This is a genomic window from Mycolicibacillus koreensis (genome assembly GCF_002104795.1).
Classification (GTDB): domain Bacteria; phylum Actinomycetota; class Actinomycetes; order Mycobacteriales; family Mycobacteriaceae; genus Mycobacterium; species Mycobacterium koreense.
The window spans coordinates 1-22,559 of the sequence record NZ_NCXO01000030.1 but is presented as its reverse complement, the minus strand read 5'-3'; the positions used below and the strand labels follow the sequence as shown (position 1 = coordinate 22,559).

23 protein-coding genes and 2 pseudogenes are annotated in these 22,559 nt (G+C 69.5%); 18 read left to right on the top strand and 7 right to left on the bottom strand.

Translation table 11 applies throughout. The features are described 5' to 3' along the window. Positions 1-13 precede the first annotated feature (13 nt). Positions 14-541, bottom strand: a complete 528-nt coding sequence (locus B8W67_RS13280) for a DUF3515 domain-containing protein (protein ID WP_085304471.1) — start codon at positions 539-541, stop codon at positions 14-16. 111 nt (positions 542-652) lie between these two features. Between B8W67_RS13280 and B8W67_RS13275 the strand changes: the two genes are divergently transcribed. Further along, a complete protein-coding gene (locus B8W67_RS13275; protein WP_109561791.1) occupies positions 653-1,630 on the top strand; it encodes a thiamine-phosphate kinase in 978 nt (325 codons plus the stop codon). A 219-nt stretch (positions 1,631-1,849) separates the two neighbouring features. Further along, positions 1,850-2,065 carry a GNAT family N-acetyltransferase gene (locus B8W67_RS21335; RefSeq protein WP_234806755.1) on the top strand — a complete coding sequence of 72 codons (216 nt, stop codon included), beginning with the start codon at positions 1,850-1,852 and terminating at the stop codon, positions 2,063-2,065. An 87-nt stretch (positions 2,066-2,152) separates the two neighbouring features. Here the strand turns inward: B8W67_RS21335 and B8W67_RS13265 are convergent, their stop codons facing one another. After that, a complete protein-coding gene (locus tag B8W67_RS13265) occupies positions 2,153-2,962 on the bottom strand; it encodes a hypothetical protein (protein ID WP_085304458.1) in 810 nt (269 codons plus the stop codon). Beyond that, positions 2,959-3,219, bottom strand: coding sequence for a hypothetical protein (locus tag B8W67_RS20580; protein WP_133056112.1), 261 nt, complete (start codon positions 3,217-3,219; stop codon positions 2,959-2,961). Before B8W67_RS20580 ends, B8W67_RS13265 begins: the two co-directional genes overlap by 4 nt. Before the next feature lie 281 nt (positions 3,220-3,500). Here B8W67_RS20580 and B8W67_RS13260 point away from each other — a divergent pair, with 281 nt between their 5' ends. Beyond that, a complete protein-coding gene (locus B8W67_RS13260) occupies positions 3,501-4,184 on the top strand; it encodes a uracil-DNA glycosylase (protein ID WP_085304456.1) in 684 nt (227 codons plus the stop codon). A gap of 29 nt (positions 4,185-4,213) precedes the next feature. Here the strand turns inward: B8W67_RS13260 and B8W67_RS21330 are convergent, their stop codons facing one another. Both B8W67_RS21330 and rpmB read right to left on the bottom strand, forming a co-directional pair. Continuing rightward, positions 4,214-5,101 (bottom strand): hypothetical protein, encoded by an 888-nt coding sequence (locus B8W67_RS21330; protein ID WP_234806754.1) that lies wholly within the window; start codon positions 5,099-5,101, stop codon positions 4,214-4,216. An 84-nt stretch (positions 5,102-5,185) separates the two neighbouring features. Continuing rightward, positions 5,186-5,380 carry a 50S ribosomal protein L28 gene (gene rpmB / locus B8W67_RS13250; RefSeq protein ID WP_069393475.1) on the bottom strand — a complete coding sequence of 65 codons (195 nt, stop codon included), beginning with the start codon at positions 5,378-5,380 and terminating at the stop codon, positions 5,186-5,188. A gap of 245 nt (positions 5,381-5,625) precedes the next feature. Here rpmB and B8W67_RS13245 point away from each other — a divergent pair, with 245 nt between their 5' ends. The 3 genes from B8W67_RS13245 to B8W67_RS13235 are packed head-to-tail and all read left to right on the top strand — an operon-like array spanning position 5,626 to position 10,204. Further along, entirely contained in the window at positions 5,626-7,236 is a 1,611-nt protein-coding gene (locus B8W67_RS13245) for a fatty acid kinase ATP-binding subunit FakA (RefSeq protein ID WP_069393474.1), read from the top strand. 2 nt (positions 7,237-7,238) lie between these two features. Continuing rightward, positions 7,239-9,491, top strand: coding sequence for an ATP-dependent DNA helicase RecG (gene recG / locus B8W67_RS13240; protein ID WP_085304452.1), 2,253 nt, complete (start codon positions 7,239-7,241; stop codon positions 9,489-9,491). A gap of 2 nt (positions 9,492-9,493) precedes the next feature. After that, the gene (locus tag B8W67_RS13235; protein WP_085304450.1) at positions 9,494-10,204 is read left to right on the top strand and encodes an HNH endonuclease family protein; all 711 of its coding nucleotides are present in this window, start codon (positions 9,494-9,496) and stop codon (positions 10,202-10,204) included. A gap of 1 nt (position 10,205) precedes the next feature. On the opposite strand, the gene B8W67_RS13230 is transcribed toward B8W67_RS13235, so the two are convergent. Both B8W67_RS13230 and B8W67_RS13225 read right to left on the bottom strand, forming a co-directional pair. Then, on the bottom strand, positions 10,206-11,408 hold the full coding sequence (locus B8W67_RS13230) for a trans-sulfuration enzyme family protein (protein ID WP_085304448.1): 1,203 nt from the start codon (positions 11,406-11,408) through the stop codon (positions 10,206-10,208). Between the two features lie 18 nt (positions 11,409-11,426). After that, entirely contained in the window at positions 11,427-12,260 is an 834-nt protein-coding gene (locus tag B8W67_RS13225) for an aldo/keto reductase (RefSeq protein ID WP_069393470.1), read from the bottom strand. 119 nt (positions 12,261-12,379) lie between these two features. Here B8W67_RS13225 and B8W67_RS13220 point away from each other — a divergent pair, with 119 nt between their 5' ends. From B8W67_RS13220 to B8W67_RS20570, 12 genes and pseudogenes are all read left to right on the top strand, one after another. Continuing rightward, complete coding sequence (locus B8W67_RS13220) at positions 12,380-13,462, top strand: alpha/beta hydrolase (RefSeq protein ID WP_069393469.1); 1,083 nt, start codon at positions 12,380-12,382, stop codon at positions 13,460-13,462. Between the two features lie 82 nt (positions 13,463-13,544). Beyond that, positions 13,545-14,312: a DsbA family protein gene (locus B8W67_RS13215; RefSeq protein ID WP_174254735.1), complete on the top strand. Its 768-nt coding sequence runs from the start codon at positions 13,545-13,547 to the stop codon at positions 14,310-14,312. After that, positions 14,309-14,935 carry a vitamin K epoxide reductase family protein gene (locus B8W67_RS13210; RefSeq protein ID WP_069393467.1) on the top strand — a complete coding sequence of 209 codons (627 nt, stop codon included), beginning with the start codon at positions 14,309-14,311 and terminating at the stop codon, positions 14,933-14,935. The genes B8W67_RS13215 and B8W67_RS13210 overlap by 4 nt, the downstream gene beginning before the upstream one ends. 100 nt (positions 14,936-15,035) lie before the next feature. Continuing rightward, on the top strand, positions 15,036-18,419 hold the full coding sequence (locus B8W67_RS13205; protein ID WP_085304446.1) for a pyruvate carboxylase: 3,384 nt from the start codon (positions 15,036-15,038) through the stop codon (positions 18,417-18,419). After that, positions 18,416-18,991 (top strand): 16S rRNA (guanine(966)-N(2))-methyltransferase RsmD, encoded by a 576-nt coding sequence (rsmD, locus tag B8W67_RS13200; RefSeq protein WP_085304444.1) that lies wholly within the window; start codon positions 18,416-18,418, stop codon positions 18,989-18,991. Before B8W67_RS13205 ends, rsmD begins: the two co-directional genes overlap by 4 nt. A gap of 14 nt (positions 18,992-19,005) precedes the next feature. Then, positions 19,006-19,488: a pantetheine-phosphate adenylyltransferase gene (coaD, locus tag B8W67_RS13195; RefSeq protein WP_085304442.1), complete on the top strand. Its 483-nt coding sequence runs from the start codon at positions 19,006-19,008 to the stop codon at positions 19,486-19,488. 13 nt (positions 19,489-19,501) lie between these two features. Beyond that, positions 19,502-19,630: pseudogene (locus B8W67_RS20575) on the top strand (GTP pyrophosphokinase); the annotation flags it as partial. Between the two features lie 325 nt (positions 19,631-19,955). Then, positions 19,956-20,363, top strand: a complete 408-nt coding sequence (locus B8W67_RS13185) for a PIN domain-containing protein (RefSeq protein ID WP_165757319.1) — start codon at positions 19,956-19,958, stop codon at positions 20,361-20,363. Positions 20,364-20,869: 506 nt separating this feature from the next. Further along, positions 20,870-21,139 carry a type II toxin -antitoxin system TacA 1-like antitoxin gene (locus B8W67_RS13180; RefSeq protein WP_085304439.1) on the top strand — a complete coding sequence of 90 codons (270 nt, stop codon included), beginning with the start codon at positions 20,870-20,872 and terminating at the stop codon, positions 21,137-21,139. Positions 21,140-21,143: 4 nt separating this feature from the next. Then, on the top strand, positions 21,144-21,668 hold the full coding sequence (locus B8W67_RS13175; RefSeq protein ID WP_069393461.1) for a GNAT family N-acetyltransferase: 525 nt from the start codon (positions 21,144-21,146) through the stop codon (positions 21,666-21,668). 332 nt (positions 21,669-22,000) lie between these two features. Further along, positions 22,001-22,163, top strand: a pseudogene (locus B8W67_RS20320) (IS3-like element ISAar45 family transposase); the annotation flags it as partial. Between the two features lie 123 nt (positions 22,164-22,286). Further along, the gene (locus B8W67_RS20570) at positions 22,287-22,478 is read left to right on the top strand and encodes a hypothetical protein (RefSeq protein WP_133056111.1); all 192 of its coding nucleotides are present in this window, start codon (positions 22,287-22,289) and stop codon (positions 22,476-22,478) included. Positions 22,479-22,559 lie beyond the last annotated feature (81 nt).

The window sequence follows — 22,559 nt, the reverse complement described above, 5'->3', positions numbered from 1 at the left end:
CGCGCCCCGCTGGTCAGCCGACCGGCGCCGGATCGATCGGGCGGGCGTCCAACTGGGTCGCGATCACCGCGGAGACCTCCTGAATCGGGGTCGGCCCCGAGCCGGCGGGCAGGGTCAACGCCACGTACACCGGCCGGTCGACGGCGAACCAGGTGGCGCGATCGTCCTCGCGGACGGAGAACCACTGCACCGCGTCGACCACCTGGATCGGGGAGCCCACGACGAACTCGGCCGGTCGCGCCAGCCCACAGCGCAACACCACCGGATCCTCGGTGCCGCCGCCGCGCCAGGCCGCCACACCGGGCGGGGCCGGATCGGCGACCGGGGCGCGGGTGAAATCGCCGAGCCGGTCCGGCAGATGCTCCAGCAGCCCCGCACAGTCGGGCCCGGAGGCCGCCGGGGCGGGCACCGCGGCGATCGGCACCGGCGACTGCGGGGTGCGACGGTTGGCGGCCACCACCAGCACGGTGAGCACCGCGACGACGGCCACCGTCAGCGCGGTGATCAATGCCCAGCGCGGCGGGCCGTCCGGTTCGTCCATCCGCGACCACCCCTTCTCGGCTTACACTGCCAACGCCGCCCCGCGGCCGTGCAGGAAGAACCTACCCGGCGGTCGTGGCGGTGAGGAATAGACGTGAGCGAGGACATCACGGTGAACGACACCACCACGGTCGGCGAACTCGGCGAGTTCCCGATGATCGCCCGGCTGGTCAGCGGGCGTCGCCAGCCCGACGCCACGTTGTTGGGCCCCGGCGACGACGCCGCGGTGGTGCGTGCCGGTGACGGGCGCACGGTGGTCTGCACCGACATGCTGGTGGCCGACCGGCATTTCCGGTTGGACTGGTCCACCCCGCACGACGTCGGGCGCAAGGCGATCGCGGCCAACGCCGCCGACATCGCCGCGATGGGGGCGTATCCGACCGCGTTCGTCGTCGGGTTCGGCGCTCCGGCGCACACCCCGGCCGCCCACCTCGCCGAGGTCGCCGACGGAATGTGGGCGGAGGCCGCGCCGCTGTCGGCCGGCATCGTCGGCGGCGACCTGGTGCAGTGCGACCGTTGGGTGGTGTCGGTGACGGCGCTCGGGGACCTGCGTGGCCGGCCCCCGGTGTTGCGCTCGGGAGCCACCGCCGGGGCGGTGATCGCGGTCGCCGGGGAGCTGGGTCACTCGGCTGCCGGATATGCGCTGTGGGACAACGGTATTGATGGTACTGGCGAATTCGACGAATTACGTCGTCGTCATCTCGTGCCTCGGCCGCCCTATCAGCAGGGTCCGGTGGCCGCTGCGGCCGGCGCGGTCGCGATGACCGACGTCTCCGACGGCCTACTCGCCGACGTCGGGCACCTCGCCGCCGAATCCGGGGTCGACATCGACCTGTCGCGCGCCGCGCTGGATCACGACCATGCCGCCCTGCGCCCTGCGGCCGCCACGGTCGGCGTCGACGCCTGGACCTGGGTGCTCGGCGGGGGAGAAGACCACGCGCTGGTGGCGGCCTTCGCCGAGGACATCCCGCCCGGCTGGCGCCGGATCGGTGTGGTGCGTGCCGGAACGGGGCGGGTCCTGATCGACGGGGCGCCACCGACTGCACCCGGCGGCTGGCAGTCCTTCGACGGCCCGGGGGAGCGGCGATGACCTCCGTCGACGAGGTCGAGTTCTCCACCGCGGTGGCCCGGGTGGATCGTGAGTGGCTGTGGCAGGAACTGACCGCGCACACTTACTGGGCGAAATACCGCACCCGCGCGATGTTCGACCGGCAACTCGACTGCGCGTGGCGGATCGTCGGCGCCTACCGCGTCGGTGACGGTCAGATGGTGGGGTTCTGCCGGGCCTTCTCCGACGAAGTCGCCATGCATGGCCTACCTCGCCGACGTGTACGTCTGTGCCGCGCAACGGGGCCGCGGTATCGGTCAGAAGCTGATACGCGTGATGATCGACGACGGGCCGGGGCGCGACTTCCGGTGGATGCTGCACACCGCCGACGCGCACCGGCTGTACGCCGCGTTCGGGTTCACCGCACCGGATTCGATGTTCATGGAGCGTCCGCCACGACTGCCCCACGTCCGGTGAGTCTCGACGGCGCTCGGACCGGTATCGAGGCGGTCGAGCGATGCCTGCCTCTTCGCGTGGTGACTTTCGCGGCCCGCGGCCGGCACCTCAGATTTGGTTGGGTGGTATCCATTCGGGAAATTGGGGTTTCACCGGTTCGCGTGCGACTTCCGATGATGACCAAGGCTGCGACCGGGGTTGTAGTTCGGGGAGTTGGGATGTCTGCCAGTCGAAACAGTCGGTGGGAATGTCATCGTAGAAAAACAGTTCCCAGATCCGGGCGATGTGCCAGGTGGTGAACACATTCCACGATGGTGGCATCTGTGCCCCCGGGTTGGGCATGTTCGGGTCATCGTCGATGAGGCTGGTCAGCCCGGAATCTGGATTCGGGTTGGACAGTTCGATTTCGGTCGCGAACAGTTTGGCAACGTTCCACCAGCCAGACATGTTGTTGTCAGGCGTCAGAATGTGATAACTGCACACGAGTGCGGAGATCGTCGTTGCGTCGGCTGACACCGACAGGTCAGCGAGGTGATAATAGTTGGTCATCGGTGTATCAGCGTCGTCGCGCCACGGCGGTTCCGCTTGTGAGGTGGTGCCGAACCGGTAGTTGGGGTCGTATTGGGGGTCTTTGGGCCCGCCGATGGCATTGAGGTATCCGGGGAAGGTCTTGTCTGGGCCGTAGACCCGCGTGAGGTATTGGCCTTCTTGGGTTGCGCGTACCAATTCAGCCGGCCGTGACAACAGATCGATTCCCGGTGCGGCGGACCACACCGAGGTAAAAGGCGGGTGGAGCTGGTCTACCGCGGGTGGTGGTTCCGATGTCGTGGGTGGTTGCGACGACCGTTCCGGCGACCATGTGCATCCGGCGGCGACCACGGTCAACGCGAACGCGATCGCGATAGCACGCCGGTTCATCGCGATAATGGAGTGGGGTGTTGAAGAACATCGGAGTGGCCGTTGCGGAACGCTTGGCTTTGACCTGTGCTCGGCGACGCATCCAACATGGCCTGGTAGGCGGCAGCCATGCTGACCTCGCCTATTCCATGTCGGCCGGCAATCTTCAATGCGTCACTGGGCTCCGGACCGACATAGAACTGCTTCAGCGCATCGGCTCCCACGGTGACATGCAGCAGGTTCGCAAACTTCCCATACGGCAGCAACCCGACGCCCATTTTGCCCAACTTAATCAGCGACTCATCCTTGAATGGTACCTGCAGCCGTCAGATGCCCACGGGTCTGCTGCACGCTCAGGTGACAGTTGCGGTCACGCGGCCTGGCTGGCCGGTGTGGTCATGATTGCTTCGAATTCGATCGGGGTCAACCGTCCTGCCACGACTGCCTCACGTCCGGTGATCGGTGACCCAGTACCCTCTGCTCGACACCGCAACCCCACTGCGATTGGCGCCCACATGACTTCACTGCACGAACGGCACGACGACGGGCCGGGCCGCCGGTGAGTGCGCGACCGCTGGGTGAGCTCGTCGAGTCGGGCTGGGCTGCGGCCCTGGCCCCGGTCGCCGAGCGGGTGACCGCGATGGGGCAGTTCCTGCGGGAGGAGAACGCCGCCGGCCGCGGCTATCTGCCGGCCGGGGAGAACGTGTTGCGCGCGTTCACCACGCCGTTCGACTCGGTGCGCGTCCTCATCGTCGGTCAGGACCCGTACCCGACACCGGGGCACGCGGTGGGCCTGAGTTTCTCGGTGGCCCCGCAGGTGCGGCCGCTGCCCCGCAGTCTGGCCAATATCTTCACCGAGTACAGCGCCGACCTGGGTCTTCCGCCGCCGTCGTGCGGGGATCTGACCCCGTGGACCAGTCAGGGGGTGCTGCTGCTCAACCGGGTGTTGACAGTGGCTCCGGGAACGCCCGCGTCGCACCGCGGCAAGGGGTGGGAGGCGGTCACCGACTGCGCGATCCGGGCGCTGGCCGACCGGGAGCGCCCGCTGGTGGCGATCCTGTGGGGCCGCGACGCCGCGACGGTCAAGCCGGTGCTCGCCGGCGGGCACTGCGTGGCGATCGAATCGCCGCATCCCTCCCCGCTGTCGGCGTCGCGGGGGTTCTTCGGGTCGCGTCCGTTCAGCCGCGCCAATGAGGCCCTCGCCCGGCTGGGCGCCGAGCCCGTCGACTGGCGGCTGCCGTAGCCGCGGGAGCACCGGCGCGGTGCCGGCCCCTACCCGCGGGCCAGCGTGAGGCCGCGCTCGGCCAGCGCCGGGCCGAGCAGGTCGACGACCACCCAGTGCCGATCCGGATCGGTGCCGGTCACCACGCCGAGGTTCGCGGTGACGCCGTCGATCTCGACGGTGACCGGCGACCCCAAGATCAGGGTGTACACCGGTGGCGGATCGGCGTCGGGGTCGTCGGCGGCGACGACGACCCGCTGCACGGTCGCCGGCATCGTCGCCAGCTCCGGGGTGGTCGCCGGATCCAGGATGTGCCCGGTCACCGTGGTTCCGGAGAAACTCGTCCAGGTCGCGGTCGCGTCCCGGTGGAACACCTCGTCGGGATGCTGCACGTCCCGCGCCGGGACCGGCCGCCCGCGCACCGTTGTCGCCACCGGTAGCGCCCACTCGCCGGCCTGCGGCCCGAAGACCGCCACCGGCGAGAACGGCAGGCGCCACGGCGGGTCGACGGTGTCGGGCACGCCGGGGCGCAGATAGCTGATCACGCCGATGCGTTGCTCGCCGACCTCGTCGGTCCGCTCACCGGGTGCGGGGCGGGTCACCGACACCGCGGCGTGGGGGTCGCCGTGGGCGCACTGAGCGGCGGTGAGGAACCGGGTGATGTGCGTCCCATCGGTGACCGCGAACCCGGCCTGGCAGATGCGGGTGGGGTCGGTGCGGTCCTCACCGAGCATGATCGGGGCGCCGGGGGTCAGCACCGCCACCGGGGCGGTGTAAAGCCGAGCGGAGTTGACCGGGGGCGGCAGCGGCCCGAAGGTCATGCTGGCGGGGGTGCCGGTGTGCGGTGGCGGGCGGTCGTCGGGCCCGGTGCCGCAGCCGACCAGGGTCACGAGCAGCGCAACGCCCAGTGCTGCGCGGGGACCGAGGCGCGGGGTCATCCCCCTACGGTAGGGCCGGTTAGCGGCCCCGGGGCACGCGATTTGCGGTCGCCGCGACGCGCCCGCCGACCGCGGTGGGGCGGCTCAGCCGCGGCCGACCTTGCCGGCCTTGAGGCAGGAGGTGCAGACGTTCATCCGCTGCTTGTTGCCGCCCGGACGGGACACGGCGCGCACCGTCTGGATGTTGGGGTTCCAGCGACGGCTGTGGCGACGGTGCGAGTGCGACACCGACTTACCGAAGCCCGGGCCCTTGCCACAGATATCGCACACGGCAGCCATTGCTAACACTCCTCGAAAACGTCTGCTTGAGGGCCCGGTTCCTGCTAGCCCTGTCGTCTTGTCGTCACGCCGCCACCGGGCCAGCGACCCGAAGGGTGGCCCGACAACCTGACCAGAATAGCGGCCACCGCCCGAACTGCCAAAACCATCCACACCCGGGCCTGCCGGTGGGCCCCTTGCGCCGGGTTTCGTCGTGCCCACTGGCTAGGCTGGCGCCCACCGACGGCGCGAGGAGGGGTTCGGCGATGGGCGCACGCGTGCTCGACGGCGCTGCTCTGCGGGACTGGGCGCACACCGCCGTCGGTGACCTGCTCACCCACGCCGACGAGATCAACCGGCTCAATGTGTTCCCGGTCGCCGATTCCGACACCGGCACCAACATGCTGTTCACGCTGCGCTCGGCGTTGGCCGAGGCCAACACCGCCGCCGGTGCGGGGGACCTGACGCGGGTCGCCGCCGCGCTGTCGGTCGGTGCGCTGCACGGGGCGCGGGGCAACTCCGGGGTCATCCTGTCGCAGATCCTGCGCGGGCTGGCCGAGGTCACCGCCGAAACCCCGGCGACGACCGCCCTGGACGTCGCCACGCTGGGGGCCGCGCTGCGCCGCGGGGTGCGGTTGACGATCGCGTCGATGGGCGGGCGCGAGATCCCCGGCACGATCGTGTCGGTGCTGGCGGCCGCCGCCGCGGCCGCCGAGGCGTGCGCCGCCGAACGCGCCGGGCTGGGGGCCGCGCTGCTCAGCGCCGGTGAGGCCGCGGCGACCGCGCTGGACGCCACCCCGGGGCAGTTGCCGGCGCTGGCCGAGGCCGGTGTGGTCGACGCCGGCGGGCGGGGACTGGTGGTGTTGCTCGATGCGCTGTCGGCGACGGTCACCGGCCAGGTCCCGGTGCGCCGGTCCTACGAGCCCGCCCGGCGCGTCGAGGAGCCGACCGCCGCCGCGCCGGGCCCGCGGTTCGAGGTGATGTACCTGCTCGCCGACTGCGTCCCGGCCGCGGCGGAGGCGCTGCGCACCGAACTGGACAGGCTCGGCGAGTCGGTGGCGATCGCCGCCGCCGGCGGCGCCGACGGGTACTCGGTGCACGTGCACACCGACGATGCCGGCGCCGCGGTCGAGGCGGGGCTGGCGGCCGGGCGGCTCAGCCGCATCCAGATCTCCGGGTTGGCCGGCGCCCCGGCCGCCGGCAGCTGGGCGCGCGAACGTGCGGTGCTCGCCGTCGTCGACGGCGACGGCGCGGCCCAGTTGTTCGGCGCGGAGGGGGCCGGCGTGCTGCGTGCCGGGGAGCAGCCCGTCAGCGCCCAGCAGCTGCTGCGCGCCGTCGTCGACACCGGCGCCGCGCAGGTGCTGGTGCTGCCCAACGGGTTCGTCGCCGCCGAGGAACTCGTCGCCGGCTGCACCGCCGCCAACGGGTGGGGTATCGACGTGGTGCCGCTGCCGACCGGCTCCATGGTGCAGGGGCTGGCCGCCCTGGCCCTGCATGACCCGACCCGGCAGGTGGTCGACGACGGGTTCACGATGGCCCGCGCCGCCGCCGGCGCCCGCTACGGTTCGGTGCGCATCGCCGCCGAGGAGGCGCTGACCTGGGCCGGTCCCTGCCGCGCCGGCGACGGCCTCGGGATCGCCAGTGGTGAGGTGCTCATCGTCGCCGCCGACGCGCGCACCGCCGCGGTCGGGCTGATCGACCTGCTGTTGGGTTCGGGTGGGGAGCTGGTGACGGTGCTCGTCGGCGCCGGGCTCGCCGATCGGGAGGCGAGCGAGGAGGTGCTGCGTCGGCATGTGCACGACGCCCACCCGGGCACCGAGCTGATGATCTACCACACCGGCCACCGCGGTGACGTGTTGTTGATCGGGGTGGAGTAACGGTGGCCGCACTCGGCGACCGCTTGGATTTCGTCGTCGGCGCCAAGGCCGCCGGCCAGCTCGCCGAAGTGTTCGACATCCGTACCGTCGACGGGCTGCTGCGCCACTACCCGCGCAACTACGCCATCGCCGGCGGCGTGGTGCGCGACCTCAGCGACGGCCGCCCCGAACCCGGCGAGCACATCACCATCGTCGACATCATCACCAGCTCGAAACTGGAGAAGCCGCGGAACCCCACCGCGCGCACCGGCAGCCGGTTCCTGCGGATCACGCTCGGCCGCGCGGGGACCACGGTGACCGCGACGTTCTTCAACGCCAAGAAGTGGATCGCCGATCAGCTGGCGACCGGCACCCGGGTGATGCTGTCCGGGGAGGTGCACTACTACCGCGGTGCTCTGCAGCTTCGCCACCCCGATTTCCTGGTCCTCGATGCCACATCCGGACCCCACCGGGGCAGCCGCGCCCTCAAACGGATCGCCGAGGCGTCCGAGGCCGTCTCCGGGGAGGTGGTGCAGGCCGAGTTCGAGCGCTCCTGCTACCCGATCTACCCGGCCAGCGTGAAACTGCAGAGCTGGGACATCTTCAACTGCGTGCGCCAGGTGCTCGAGGTGCTCGATCCGGTGCTCGACCCGCTGCCCGAGCAGCTGCGCGAACGCCTCGGGCTGCTCAGTGAGGACGCGGCGCTGCGGGCGGTGCATCTGTCCGAAGACCCCGACCTGCGTGAGCGCGCCCGCAACCGACTCGCCTTCGACGAAGCCGTCGCGCTGCAGTGGGCGCTGGTGCGGCGCCGCCACAGCGAATTGTCCCGCTCCGGCCCGCCCTCCCCGGCCCGGCCCGCCGGTCGCGCCGCGGCGCTGGAAGCCGCGTTGCCGTTCACCCTGACCGCCGGGCAGCGGTCGGTGCTCGAGGTGATCTCCGGCGAGCTCGCCGAACACCGCCCGATGAACCGCCTGCTGCAAGGCGAGGTCGGATCCGGCAAGACGATCGTGTCGGTGTTGGCGATGCTGCAGGTGGTCGACGCCGGCTACCAGTGCGCGCTGTTGGCGCCCACCGAGGTCCTCGCAGCGCAGCACCGCGACTCGATCACCGCGGCGCTGGGGCCGATGGCGCTCGGCGGCCAACTCGGCGCCACCGACGACGCGATCGCGGTGGCCCTGTTGACCGGGTCGATGAGCGCCGCCCAGAAGAAGCAGGTGCGCGCCGAGATCAGCAGCGGTGCAGCGTCGATCGTGATCGGCACGCACGCCCTGTTGCAGGACAGTGTTCAGTTCCACGGGCTCGGCATGGTCGTCATCGACGAACAACACCGGTTCGGTGTCGAGCAACGTGATCAATTGCGCGCCAAGGCCCCCGACGGCATCACGCCGCACCTGCTGGTGATGACCGCCACCCCGATCCCGCGCACGGTGGCGCTCACCGTCTACGGCGACTTGGAGACTTCGACGTTGCGTGAACTGCCGCGCGGACGTCAACCGATCACCTCCCGAACGATTTTCGCGGGGGAGAAACCCGATTGGCTTGTGCGCGCTTGGAATCGAATTCGTGAGGAGGTGGCCGCCGGCCGGCAGGCCTATGTGGTGACCTCCCGCATCGATGACAGTGACACCGCCGATCAGGGATCGGGGGGTGACGTCGACGAGACCGGCGGGCGGCCCCCGGTGACCGCGGTCGACGGGTTCACCCGGCTGTCCGCCGGGGCGCTGGCCGGCCTGCGTCTCGGGCTGATGCACGGGCGGCTCTCCGCCGAGGACAAAGACGCCGTGATGTCGGCGTTTCGTGACGGCACGATCGACGTGTTGGTCTGCACCACGGTGATCGAGGTCGGAGTCGACGTGCCCAACGCCACCGTCATGGTCGTGATGGACGCCGACCGGTTCGGGATCAGCCAGCTGCACCAGCTGCGCGGCCGGGTCGGCCGCGGGGCCCATCCGAGCCTGTGCCTGCTGGTCAGCTGGGTGAATCCGCGTTCCCGCCCGGGACAACGGTTGACCGCGGTGGCCGACACCCTCGACGGCTTCGCGTTGGCGGACCTGGATCTGCGCGAACGTGGCGAGGGAGATGTGCTGGGGCGCAATCAATCCGGAAAGTCAATGAAACTACCCCTGCTGTCACTGGCCGAGCACGGCGAGCTGATCGAGAAGGCCCGGCAGTTCTGTGTGCAGACCCACGACCGCGACCCGCAGAACCGGGCCCTGGAGGCGCTGGCGGCCCGGTTCACCGAGACCGATGCCATCGAGTATCTGGACAAGGCGTGAGCATGACCGCCGAACGCCGCAGACTGATCTGGCTGGTCGTGTTGGCGGCGACCGCGGTGCTGGTGGCCTATCAGACGGTCAGCGCCGAGCGTTCCCCGGCCGCGCACGCCGGTCTGCGCCCGCCGAGCGTGATCGCCGGCACCGACGTGTTGGCCGGCCTGCCGGTGTGGCCGGCCCGACCCCACCGCTACGACTACCGCCGGGCCGCGTTCGGGCAGGCCTGGGACGACGACAACGACGCCCCCGGCGGGCGCAACGGCTGCGACACCCGCAACGACATCCTCAACCGTGACCTGGTGCAGATCACCGCGGTGGCGACCACGCGGTGCCCGCACGCGGTGGCCACCGGGGTGCTGCACGACCCGTACAGCAACGCCACCGTGGCGTTCACCCGCGGGGCGCACACCGGCCAGGCGGTACAGATCGATCACCTGGTGCCCCTGGCCTACGCCTGGGATATGGGAGCCTACGACTGGCCGGCGGGGCAGCGGCGCCGATTCGCCAACGACCCGGCCAACCTGCTGGCCGTGGCCGGGGCGCCCAACCAGGACAAGGGCGACTCCCCACCGGCGGGCTGGATGCCGCCGAACACCGCATTCGCCTGCCAGTACGCGATGCAGTTCGTCGCGGTGCTGCGCGGCTACCGCCTGCCGGTCGACGCGGCGTCGGTGCCGGTGCTGCGGGAGGCGGCGAGCACCTGCCCGGCCGGGTGACTCACGCGCTGAGCGCCGCCAGCGCCTGCTCGAGGTCTGCGATGAGGTCGGCGGGATCCTCCAGCCCGATCGAGAGCCGGACCAAGCCGTCGCTGATGCCGCGCGCGGCGCGCTCGGCGGCGGGCATCCCGTGGTGGCTGGTGGTGATCGGCTGGGTGACCAGGCTCTCCACCCCGCCCAGGCTGCCGGCGATCGAGAACAGGCGCAGCCGGTCGACGACCGCGGCGGTGGCGGTGGCGTCGGCGTCGAGCACGAAGCTGAGCATGCCGCCGTGGCCGCGCATCTGCTTGTCCACCACAGTTTTCGCCGTCCCGGTCGCCAGTCCCGGATAGTTGACCGCCACCACCGCGGGATGCCCGGCGAGGAAGGCCGCCACCGCGGCGGCGCTGCTGTTGTGGCGGGCCACCCGGACCGGCAGTGACCGCAGTGAGCGGGCCAGCAGCGAGGCCACCTCGGGGGCGATCATCTGGCCCAGGTTCTTGCGCCAGAACGCCACCGGCGCCAGCAGTTCCGCCGAACCCATCAACGCCCCGGCGGTCAGATCGGAATGCCCGCCGAGATATTTCGTCGCCGAGTGCATGACCAAATCCGCCCCGTGGGCCAGCGGATTCTGGTTGACCGGGGTGGCGAAGGTGTTGTCGATGAGCGTCAGGGCGCCCGCCGCCCGCGCCTGTGCGCTGATCGCGGCGATGTCGAGCACCCTCAACGTCGGATTCGACGGGGTCTCGAAGAACACCACGCGGGTGGCATCCGAGCACACCTCGGTGAGGCGGTCGAGGTGCTCGGCGGGCAGAAACGTGGTGGTGATGCCCAGGTGCGGCAGATTCTCGGTGAGCAGCTCATAGGTGCCGCCGTAAAGGTCGCCGACGCAGACGATCTGCTCGCCGGCGCGGGTGTGGGCCAACAGCGCCGCCGAGATCGCCGCCATGCCCGCGGAGAACGCCAACGCCGTCTGTGCGCCCTCCAAGTCGGCGAGCTTGGCCTCGGTCGCCACCACCGTCGGATTGCCGCCGTAGCGGGTGTACAGGGCGCCCGCGGTGCGCTCCTCGATGACGTCGAGCAGCTCGGCGGTGCGGGCGAACGCGAACGTCGAGTGCGGATAGATCGGCGGGTGGATGGCCCCGTGCGCGTCGCGGTGATCGCCGGCGTGCACGGCGCGGGTGCCCAGCCCCGGACCACCGTCGTCACGCGGGTGCTCGGTCATCGGTGCTACTGACCGGTCCTACTGACCGGTGTAGGTGAGCGGATCGGGACGCACCCGGGTTCCGTCGTTGAGCCCGTTGAGGGTGTTCATGTGCTCCTCGGCGAGTTCGAAATCGAACACGTCGAGGTTGCCGGCGATCCGCTGCGGGTCGGTGGACCGGAACACCACCGCGTTACCCAACTGCAGGTTCCAGCGCAACAGCACCTGGGCGGGGCTGCGCTGGTATTCGGCGGCCACCGCGGCGACGGTCTCGTTGTCGAGCAACGCACCGTTGGCCAGCGGACTGTAGGACTGGGTGACCACGGCGTGCTCGGCGTTGGCCTCCCGCAGCTCCTGCTGGTTGAGCAGCGGGTGCAGCTCGACCTGGTTGACCGCCGGGGTGGCGAACGTCAGGTCGATCACCGTGCTCAGCAGGTCGGCGGTGAAGTTCGACACCCCGATCGACACGGCGTGACGGTCCTCGGCCAACGTCATCATCCCGCCGAAGCTGTCGACGTAGGTGCCCAGGGCCGGCGCGGGCCAGTGCACCAGGTACAGGTCGACGTAGTCCAAGCCGAGCCGCTCCAAGCTGGCCATACAGGCCTGCTGGCTGCTGGTGAACCCCTGGTCGGCGATCGCCAGCTTGGTGGTCACGAACAACTCGGCACGCGGGATCCCGGACGCCGCGATCGCCCGGCCGACACCGGCCTCGTTGCCGTACACCGACGCGGTGTCGATGAGGCGCGCCCCGGCCTGCAATGCCGCGGCCACGGCGTGCTCGGCCTGGTCGTCGGAGAGTTCGCCGACGCCGACACCCAACACCGGCATGGTGTTGCCGTCATTGAGCCCGATCGTGGGGATATCGGTTGCCATCTCACCTGCCTGTGACAAATTGGTCTTCGTGGTACCTCCGTGCCCGGGCGCGTGCCCGGGCCGGTTTGCGGACTCACGATATCGGGTTCGCGTCGTCCGTCGTCAACAAGGGAGCAGCGATGATGCCAACTCTGCCTGGCCTGCGGGTGCCCGACCGGTGGAAAGACCGCCTGACCGGGGTGGGGGCCAAGGTGTTGCCGCGCCTGCCCGGCGCGCTGAAATGGCTGCTGACCGGGGGACGCGCGGTCACCATCGACGGCAACACCCTGGATCGGACCGTGCAGGTGATGCTGAGCTCGCAGGCGATGATGGGGGTCGACGGGCTGGTCGTCGACGAAGACGTCGCGGCCTCACGGGCGGCGACGCAGGCGCTGACCGCGGCGTTGAGCGGCCCGGAGATCTATGTCGGCACCGCTGCGGTGACCATTCCCGGCCCCGCCGGTCCGATCGCCGCCCGCCACTACCGGCCGGCCGGCGACGGGGTGGCGCCGCTGCTGGTGTTCTACCACGGCGGCGGATGGGTCATCGGGGATCTGGAGTCCCACGACATGATCTGCCGGCTGGTCTGCCGTGACGCCGGGATCCATGTGCTCTCCGTCGACTACCGTCGCGCCCCCGAACATCCCGCCCCCGCGGCGGCCGAGGACGCTCTCGCGGCCTTCACCTGGGCGGTGCAGCACGCCGGTGAGCTCGGCGCCGACCCCGAGCGGGTCGCCGTCGGCGGCGACAGCGCCGGGGGCAACCTGGCGGCGGTCGTCGCCCAGCAGGCCCGCGACGCCGGCGGCCCCGCGCCGGTGCTGCAGTGGCTGCTCTACCCGGCCACCGACTTCACCGCGGTGACCCGCTCGCGCACCCTGTTCGCCTCCGGGTTTCTGCTGACCAAGGCCGACATGGACTGGTTCGAGGCGAACTACATCGACGGCTCGGGGCTGGAGCGCACCGATCCGCGGGTCTCCCCGGCGCTCGCGGCCGACCTGTCCGGATTGGCACCGGCGTTGATCGTGACCGCCGGTTTCGATCCGCTGCGCGACGAGGGCGACCGGTACGCGGCGGCGCTGCGCGACGCCGGTAACCGCGTCGATCACCGCCGGATGCGATCACTGACCCACGCCTTCGCCAACCTCGTCGCTCTCGGCGGGGGCAGTGCGGCCGGCATGAGTGAGGTGGTCTCGGCATTGCGCGCGCACCTGAGCCGGACCTGACCGGCGCGGTTGCCACGCCGGTACGCTGTCCACGACACTGTCGACCGATCATCACCGCCCAACCAGGAAGCCGAGCACACCTGTGTCGAAAAAACCCAAGCGTCCCGCGGGCTACGACCTCAAGGCCGCCGACCGGCGACGCAACCATGCGATCCAGATCGGCATGACCGCGGTCGTGGTGCTGTTCGCGCTCGGCATCGTCGGCTACATCGTGATGCTCAACAGCAAAAAGCCCGAGGCGGGCCAGGCCATCCGCGTGGTCTCCGAACAGGTGATCACCGCGGACGACTCCGATCAGCCCAAGGTCGTGCTCTCGATCTACGAGGACTTCCTCTGCCCCGGCTGCGGCAACTTCGAACGCAACTACGGCAAGACGATCAGCAAACTGGTCGACATCGGTGCGGTCGCGGTGGACTACCACCCGGTGAACATCCTGAGCAAGCAGGGCCGCGACAACTACTCCGGGCGGGCCGGTGCGGCCGCGTTCTGCGTCGCCGACGAGTCGATGGAGGCTTTCGAGCGGTTCCACGCCGCGCTCTACACCAAAGAACTGCAGCCCGACGAGTTGGCCGCCAGCTTCCCCGACAACGCCCGGCTGATCGAGCTGGCCCGGCAGGCCGGCGCCGCCGGCGGCGTGCGGGACTGCATCAACAGCGGCAAGTACCTCAAGCTCGTCGACGGGATGGCCGCCGCCGGCAAGATCCAGGCGACCCCCACCGTCCGGATCAACGGCGAGGACTACAGCCCGAAGAGCCCGGCGGCGCTGGTCGACAAGGTCAAGAGCATCGTCGGCGACGTTCCCGGCATCGCCGAGGCCGCGGCGGTCGCCCCGGCAAAGCCCGCCGCGTGAGCACGCCGGCACCCGCCGAGAGCGCGCCACCGCCGGCGCCGACCCCGACCGGGGTGATTGCCGGCGCGCCCGGGGCGTGGTGGGTGCTGTGCGGCGGGGTGATCGGGCTGATCGCCTCGATGGCGCTGACGGTGGAGAAGGTGCGCCTGCTCGCCGACGCCGATTACGTCCCGTCGTGCAGCCTCAACCCGGTGTTGTCCTGTGGGTCGGTGATGGCGACGCCGCAGGCCGGTGTGCTGGGTTTTCCCAATCCGCTGATCGGGATCGCGGCATTCACCGTTGTGGTGGTCACCGGTGTCCTCGCGGTCACGAAAGTGCCGCTGCCGCGCTGGTATTGGCGCGGTGTCACCGCCGGTGTGTTTCTCGGCGCGGTGTTCGTGCACTGGCTGATCTTTCAGAGCCTGTACCGCATCGGTGCGCTCTGCCCCTATTGCATGGTGGTGTGGGCGGTCACCATGACGCTGCTGGTGGTGTTGGCATCCATCGCAGGCGCGGGCGGGTCCGGACACAAATATTTGCAGATTGTGCACCGGTGGCGTTGGACGTTGACTGCGTTATGGTTCATCGGGCTGGCTCTGTTGATTTTCCTCCGTTTCCAGGATTATTGGCTCACCCTGATCTAAGGCTGGTTGTGGGGCCGGTTCCGATCCGCGGTCTGCGGCGCTGACGAGAACAACGGGTTCGAAGGAGTTGGGGGAGTTGGAGGACGTTGGAGGGCTACCGGTGATCTCCAAGGTGTTGGTCGCCAACCGCGGTGAGATCGCCATCCGGGCGTTTCGCGCCGCCAACGAACTCGGTGTCGCCACCGTGGCGGTCTACCCGTACGAGGACCGCAACTCGATGCACCGGCTCAAAGCCGACGAGTCCTACCAGATCGGGGAGGAGGGCCACCCGGTCCGCGCCTACCTGTCGGTGGCCGACATCGTCGCCACGGCACGGCGCTGCGGCGCCGACGCCATCTACCCCGGCTACGGGTTCTTGTCGGAGAACCCCGAACTCGCCGCGGCCTGCGACGCTGCGGGCATCACGTTCGTCGGCCCGCGCGCCGATGTTCTGGAGTTGGCCGGCAACAAGTCGCGGGCCATCGCCGCCGCCCGGGAAGCCGGTCTGCCGGTGCTGGCCTCCTCGGAGCCGTCGGCGTCGGTGGACGAGCTGCTCAGCGCGGCCGAGCAGATGACGTTCCCGTTGTTCGTCAAGGCCGTCGCCGGTGGCGGGGGCCGCGGGATGCGGCGGGTGAGCGACCTCGACGCGCTGCGCGAGGCGATCGAGGCAGCCAGCCGCGAAGCCGAATCGGCGTTCGGTGACCCGACGGTCTACCTGGAGCAGGCGGTGATCAACCCGCGCCACATCGAGGTGCAGATCCTCGCCGACACCCACGGCAACGTGATCCACCTCTACGAGCGGGACTGCAGCGTGCAGCGCCGCCACCAGAAGGTGGTCGAACTGGCGCCCGCGCCGAACCTCGACCCTGAGGTGCGGGAGAAGATCTGCGCCGACGCGGTGGCCTTCGCCCGCCACATCGACTACAGCTGTGCGGGCACCGTGGAGTTCCTGCTCGACGAGCGCGGCCACCACGTGTTCATCGAGATGAACCCGCGGATCCAAGTCGAGCACACCGTCACCGAGGAGATCACCGACGTCGACCTGGTCTCCTCGCAGCTGCGCGTCGCGGCCGGGGCGTCACTGGCCGATCTGGGCCTGAGCCAGGAGGCGATCGCGCCGCACGGCGCGGCCCTGCAGTGCCGGATCACCACCGAGGACCCCGCCAACGGTTTTCGGCCCGACACCGGCCGTATCAGCGCCTACCGCAGCCCCGGCGGCGCCGGCATCAGGCTCGACGGCGGGACCAATCTGGGCGCGGAGATCACCGCACATTTCGACTCGATGTTGGTCAAACTCACTTGTCGCGGAAGGGATTTCCAGACCGCGGTGGCCCGCGCGCGACGTGCGGTGTCCGAGTTCCGGATCCGCGGGGTCGCCACGAACATCCCCTTTCTGCAGGCCGTTCTCGACGACCCGGATTTTCAGGCCGGCCACATCACGACGTCGTTCATCGAGGAGCGTCCCGCGCTCCTGACCGCCCGCACATCGGCCGACCGCGGCACCAAGATCCTCAACTATCTGGCCGACGTCACCGTCAACACCCCGCACGGATCGCGGCCGTCGACGGTGTACCCACACGACAAACTGCCCGAGGTGGACCTGTCGGCACCGCCACCGGACGGGTCGCGGCAACGGCTGAACGCGTTGGGGCCCGAGGGTTTTGCCCGGTGGCTGCGTGACAGCCGGGCCGTGGCGGTGACCGACACGACGTTTCGGGACGCCCACCAGTCGCTGCTGGCCACCCGGGTGCGCACCAGCGGGTTGTCGCGGGTGGCGCCCTATTTGGCACGCACCATGCCCGAGTTGTTGTCGGTCGAATGCTGGGGTGGGGCCACCTACGATGTGGCGCTGCGGTTCCTCAAGGAGGACCCGTGGGAGCGGCTGGCCACGCTGCGCGAGGCCATCCCCAACATCTGCCTGCAGATGCTGCTGCGCGGGCGCAACACCGTCGGGTACACCCCGTATCCGGAGCTGGTGACCTCGGCGTTCGTCGCCGAGGCCGCCACGACCGGGATCGACATCTTCCGCATCTTCGACGCGCTGAACAACGTCGACTCGATGCGCCCGGCCATCGACGCGGTGCGCGAGACCGGATCAGCGGTCGCCGAAGTCGCCATGTGCTACACCGGTGACCTCTCCGATCCCGGTGAGTCGCTCTACACCCTGGACTACTACCTGCGCCTGGCGGAGCGGATCGTGGAGGCCGGCGCCCACGTGCTGGCGATCAAGGACATGGCCGGGCTGCTGCGGCCCCCGGCGGCGGCCACCCTGGTCACCGCGTTGCGCAGCCGCTTCGACCTGCCGGTGCACGTGCACACCCACGACACCCCCGGCGGGCAACTCGCCACCTACGAGGCGGCCTGGCAGGCCGGTGCCGACGCCGTCGACGGTGCGGCCGCCCCGCTGGCCGGCACCACCAGCCAACCGGCGTTGAGTTCGATCGTCGCCGCCGCCGCCCACACCGACTACGACACCGGCCTGTCGCTGTCGGCGGTCTGCGACCTCGAGCCCTACTGGGAGGCGCTGCGCAAGGTCTACAGCCCGTTCGAATCGGGGCTGCCGTCACCGACCGGGCGGGTCTACACCCACGAGATCCCCGGCGGCCAGCTGTCCAACCTGCGCCAGCAGGCCATCGCGCTGGGCTTCGGCGACCGGTTCGAGGAGATCGAGGCCAACTACGCCGCCGCCGACGCGGTGCTGGGCCGGCTGATCAAGGTGACCCCCACCTCCAAGGTGGTCGGTGACCTCGCGTTGGCGCTGCTCGGTGCCGGTGTCAGCGCCGAAGAGTTCGCCGCCGATCCGGCCCGGGTGGACATCCCCGACTCGGTGATCGGGTTCCTGCGCGGCGAGCTGGGCGAACCCGCCGGTGGCTGGCCGGAGCCGCTGCGCTCCACCGCCCTTGCCGGGCGCGGCCCGGCACGGCCCACCGAGGAACTCTCCGCCGACGACGAGGCGGTCCTGGCCGCGGCGGGTCGACCGCGGCAGGAGGCGCTCAACCGGCTGCTGTTCCCCGGGCCGACCACGGAGTTCGAGGAGCACCGCGAGGCCTACGGCGACACCTCGCAGCTCTCGGCGAACCAGTTCTTCTACGGGCTGCGCCGCGGCGAGGAGCACCGGGTGAAACTCGAACGCGGGGTGGAACTGCTGATCGGCCTGGAAGCCATCTCCGAGCCCGACGAACGCGGCATGCGCACCGTGATGTGCATCATCAACGGCCAGCTGCGCCCGGTGGAGGTTCGTGACCGGTCGATCGCCAGCTCGGCACCGCTGGCAGAGAAGGCCGACCGCGCCCAACCGGGCCACGTGGCCGCGCCGTTTGCCGGGGTGGTCACCGTCGCGGTGGCCGAGGGCGACACGGTGGAGTCCGGCCAGACCATCGCCACCATCGAGGCGATGAAGATGGAGGCCGCCATCACCGCCCCCACCGCCGGCACCGTGGAGCGCATCGCGGTGGCAGAGACCGCCCAGGTGGAAGGCGGCGACCTGCTGGTGGTGCTGAGCTGACCCGCATCATCGCCGGGGCCGCGCGCGGCCGCCGGCTCGCGGTGCCGCCGCGCGGAACCCGGCCCACCAGCGACCGGGTGCGCGAAGCGCTGTTCAACGTGCTGGGCGCGCGGCGCGATTTCGCCGGCCTGACGGTGCTCGACCTCTACGCCGGATCCGGGGCGTTGGGCCTGGAGGCGTTGTCGCGCGGTGCGGCGGCGGTGCGGTTGGTGGAGTCGGATGCGCGGGCCGCGGCGACCATCACCGCGAACATCGCCGCGGTCGACCTGCCCGGCGCGGTGCTGCACCGCGCGCCGGTCGCCGCGGTGTTGGCCGCCGGCACCGACGCCGCGGTCGACCTGGTCTTCGCCGACCCGCCCTACCACGTCGACGGCGACGAACTAGTCCGGATGCTGGGGCTGCTGGTCGACGGTGGCTGGGTCGACCCCGGCGCCCTGGTGGTCTGCGAACGCCCCGCCGGCGGTGCCGCGCTGGCCTGGCCCGACGGCTGGGAGCCCTGGGAGCCGCGGCGCTACGGCGACACCCGCCTGGAGCTGGCCGAACGGCTGGTCGGCGCCGATGACCGGCCCTGATAGCGTCGTGCACCATGAGCGGAGCGGTATGCCCGGGCTCGTTCGACCCGGTGACCCTGGGCCACGTCGACATCCTGGAGCGCGCCGCCGCCCAGTTCGACGAGGTGGTGGCCGCGGTGCTGGTCAACCCGGCCAAAAAGGGGATGTTCGACCTTGATGAGCGGCTGACGATGATCGCCGAGGCCACCGCACACCTGCCCAACGTGCGGGCGGAGTCCGGGCAGGGCCTGGTGGTCGACTTCGTCCGCGAGCGTGGGCTCACCGCGATCGTCAAGGGCCTGCGCACCGGCACCGACTTCGAATACGAGCTGCAGATGGCGCAGATGAACAAACACATCGCCGGGGTGGACACCTTCTTCGTGGCCACCGCCCCGCGGTACTCGTTCGTCTCCTCCTCGCTGGCCAAAGAGGTCGCGTCGATGGGCGGCAACGTCTCCGACCTGCTTCCCGAGCCGGTGAACCGGCGGCTGACCGAGCGACTCGCGCAGCGGTCATAGGCCAGGTGTGTGCAGGCGTCACCGGGATATCGCCAGGCACTTCTCTGCGGACGAGTCAGCCATCCATGATCTGCGCGATGGTGCGCACGCTGGTTACCGTGGTGTTTATGTCTGGCTTCGACTGCCCGCCGGGCGGGTCGAGAACCTACCCCCCTGTTGGATAGTCGCTCACCGGCGGCAGACACGCGGAATCCCCAGCCGTCGGCAAATCCGGACAAGCAGTGGACCGCAGATCTGATGAGGCGTCGGATGTCAGCCCGCGACGGTAAACTCGGCGTCATGTCCAGTGTCGAGCAACCCGAAGAGCCAGTCGTGCGAACCTACACGCCCGATGAGGCAATCCGGCGTGCCCGGCCACTACCTTCCCGCGATCGGCTCGTCATTGAGGATGTGCCCGAGGATGAGTGGGCCGCCTTTCAGGCTGCACTAGCGGGCGCATGACCAACGCCCCGCCATCGGGGGTGGTCGTGGACACGATGGTCGTCAGCTGGCTGTTTGATGACCGTCCCAATCGGCTCGCTGAGCACTACCGCATGCTGATCGGCCCAAGGCCCGTCCTGCTCGCGTTCCAAACCGTGATGGAACTCCGCTATGGAGTTCTGCGCGCCGGGTGGGGCCAACTGCGGCGCCGACGACTCGAATGCCGCATCGCTGAACTGACCGTCGTCGAGCCTGATGATCAGATGATCACCACCTGCGCCACCTTGCGTGCGCACTGCGCAGAGATCGGCCATGCGCTCGCCGGCAAGCTCCATGACGGCGACAGATGGATCGCCGCCGCCGCGATGCGCCTCGGCGTGCCGCTGGTCTCCCATGACGGGATATTCGAGGGAGCACCCGGACTTAAGTGCATCACTGCTATCGGCGACGAATAGCGCCCGTATAGCGAAAGCTAGGTTCGCGGATAGGTCTACCACTGCGATCCCGCTGCCATGATCCGGCAGAGCAATCACACCTACCTCACGTGTCGCAAACAACACCCCATCGCCCTGTCAGCGCTCTAAGCTGGGATTCCGCCGAATTCTACGGCCAAAAACGGCAGAGGCACGCGCCCTGGTGGCAAATCGGGAACCTACCCCCACTTGGGCGGTGGCAGGAACGACCGGAACCGACTTGACTCCCGGCACCCGGCGATGCGTTTCTACAGGCCCCCAGTGGTCCCCACGGATGGCCAATCGAACGCCGGATCGCGCGCAGGTCGTCCAGCGTTGCGGTTGACGAGCCGCGCGTTATCAATCTCGACGAGGATCGCGGCCTGGGTACGCTGCGCAAGTCCGACGACAACCCGCTCCTGGCACTGACTCGCGGTCGGTATGGTTTGCCCTAGAAGCGTACGTACAGGTACCGTACGTTGAAGTTGGTCAGTTAAGGGGATGTTGTCGTGGCAGTCAAAGCGAAGCGCTTCGAACTTCGCGCGGAGGAGGCAACCCTGGACCGCATCCAGCTAGCCGCCAACGTTGTGCATGAGCAGACCTCGGAGTTCGTCCGGAAAGCTGCGATCCAGCGTGCCGAGGACATCTTGCGCCAAGAACTGTTAACGGTGATGGATCCCGAACAGTTCGACAAGCTGATGTCCTCACTCGATGCCGCCGACGCCGCACCACGACTTGCGGCAGCCGCACGCAAGCCTGCGGCGTTCAAGCGGCGTTGAGCAAATGTTCGAGTCCGGGCGGCTCGACGACGCACACACGCTGGAAGGGTTCGACTGCGGCAATGAGTCACTGAACTGCTGGCTGATCAAACAGGCTCGCCGCGCGGACAGCAGCGGAGTAGCGCACGTTTACGTGTGGACCCCGCGCGGGGAGCCGAAGGTCTGCGCCTATTTCGCCATCTGTCCCACCGAAGTCGTGCGGAAAGACGACGGCGTGTCGGGGTCGATGGCTGGGGGCTATACCCGCATACCCGGATATTTGATTGCCCGTCTGGCCATCGATGCAGCGCTGCATGGCCAGGGCTACGGCGAGCAGCTACTCCTAGATGCGCTGGGGAAAGCGGTTGCCGCGTCGGAGATCGGCGGAGGGCGACTTGTCGTCGTTGATGCGATAGATGACCAAGCACAGTCGTTTTACGAGCACTACCACTTCGTTCCCGTCCGGCATCGCGAGCGCCGTCTCGTGATGAAGGTGTCCACCGCGGCCAAGGCACTCGGCGAGCGCTGGCACGACTCGACAGCAGACTGAACGGCGGGTTTCGCAAGTGGCACAAAGCCCGCTAGGCCCTTGCACAACGATGTCGACACATTGGTGGTACGGACAATGCCAGGTGTAGCCGGCGTCGGGCTTCCGAGGCGTCGATTGGCGTTGGCGCCCGCCCGTGCATTGGGCCGACTCATGCGGGTCACCTCAGATCTCTCAAATAACACCCCTGACCCGATCATTGCTCCTACCAGCAAGTTTCGCCAGCGACCACGCCGAAATGACCGAGCAACATGACCTTGCCCACATACGTTGTGTCCCGAGAAGACCTGGACCGAGGCCCAGACGGTGATCCAGTCCCCGGGCTTGCTTGAAATGCGGTCACCCGCCGCGGGGAGGTCGCCGGCTGTGTGCTGCACACGGACCGCGGGTCGCAATCTTGCAGCCGGAAATTCTTTGCTGCTGCACCGCTACGGCATGGCCGGCTCCATGGGCCGTGTCGGGGCCGCAGGCGACAACGCGGCCATGGAGTCGTTATTCGGCTCTTCCGACTTGATGGGGGTTCTGGGGTGACCGATTCGGAGCGTGTCGGTGGCTGATTTGGGGCTCGCGCCCTTGTGAACTGGGTGTTCGTCACGCATCCAGTACAAAAAGGCGCGAGCCTTGTCCAACGATAGTTCCTTGCTGCTCGGCCTTGACGGCATCGTCGTCGATGCAGTCGTGGCGTCGGTGGCTGACATCTGGCGGGGATTCGGCTGGCACGTCGAACCGCGTGACAGTGAGATGGTTGCCCGCACACCGGATGGCTACACGCTCATCATCGACGGCACAGGGGTCTGCTGCACGAATAGGTGACAGTTTTGGTCACGCGGCCTGACTGGCCGGTGGGGTCATGATTGCTTCGAATTCGATGGGGGTCAACCGGCCGAGACCGGT

What these genes read in the sequence shown, in the direction of transcription:
- B8W67_RS20580 (WP_133056112.1), bottom strand. Translation starts at nt 3,219, where the DNA reads ATGGGCGTCGGGTTGCTGCCGTATGGGAAGTTTGCGAACCTGCTGCAT.
- coaD (WP_085304442.1), top strand. Translation starts at nt 19,006, where the DNA reads ATGAGCGGAGCGGTATGCCCGGGCTCGTTCGACCCGGTGACCCTGGGC.
- B8W67_RS21335 (WP_234806755.1), top strand. Translation starts at nt 1,850, where the DNA reads ATGGCCTACCTCGCCGACGTGTACGTCTGTGCCGCGCAACGGGGCCGC.
- B8W67_RS13235 (WP_085304450.1), top strand. Translation starts at nt 9,494, where the DNA reads ATGACCGCCGAACGCCGCAGACTGATCTGGCTGGTCGTGTTGGCGGCG.
- B8W67_RS13225 (WP_069393470.1), bottom strand. Translation starts at nt 12,260, where the DNA reads ATGGCAACCGATATCCCCACGATCGGGCTCAATGACGGCAACACCATG.
- B8W67_RS21330 (WP_234806754.1), bottom strand. Translation starts at nt 5,101, where the DNA reads ATGACCCCGCGCCTCGGTCCCCGCGCAGCACTGGGCGTTGCGCTGCTC.
- B8W67_RS13230 (WP_085304448.1), bottom strand. Translation starts at nt 11,408, where the DNA reads ATGACCGAGCACCCGCGTGACGACGGTGGTCCGGGGCTGGGCACCCGC.
- B8W67_RS13280 (WP_085304471.1), bottom strand. Translation starts at nt 541, where the DNA reads ATGGACGAACCGGACGGCCCGCCGCGCTGGGCATTGATCACCGCGCTG.
- rpmB (WP_069393475.1), bottom strand. Translation starts at nt 5,380, where the DNA reads ATGGCTGCCGTGTGCGATATCTGTGGCAAGGGCCCGGGCTTCGGTAAG.
- B8W67_RS13175 (WP_069393461.1), top strand. Translation starts at nt 21,144, where the DNA reads ATGTTCGAGTCCGGGCGGCTCGACGACGCACACACGCTGGAAGGGTTC.
- B8W67_RS13245 (WP_069393474.1), top strand. Translation starts at nt 5,626, where the DNA reads ATGGGCGCACGCGTGCTCGACGGCGCTGCTCTGCGGGACTGGGCGCAC.
- B8W67_RS13265 (WP_085304458.1), bottom strand. Translation starts at nt 2,962, where the DNA reads ATGAACCGGCGTGCTATCGCGATCGCGTTCGCGTTGACCGTGGTCGCC.
- B8W67_RS13220 (WP_069393469.1), top strand. Translation starts at nt 12,380, where the DNA reads ATGATGCCAACTCTGCCTGGCCTGCGGGTGCCCGACCGGTGGAAAGAC.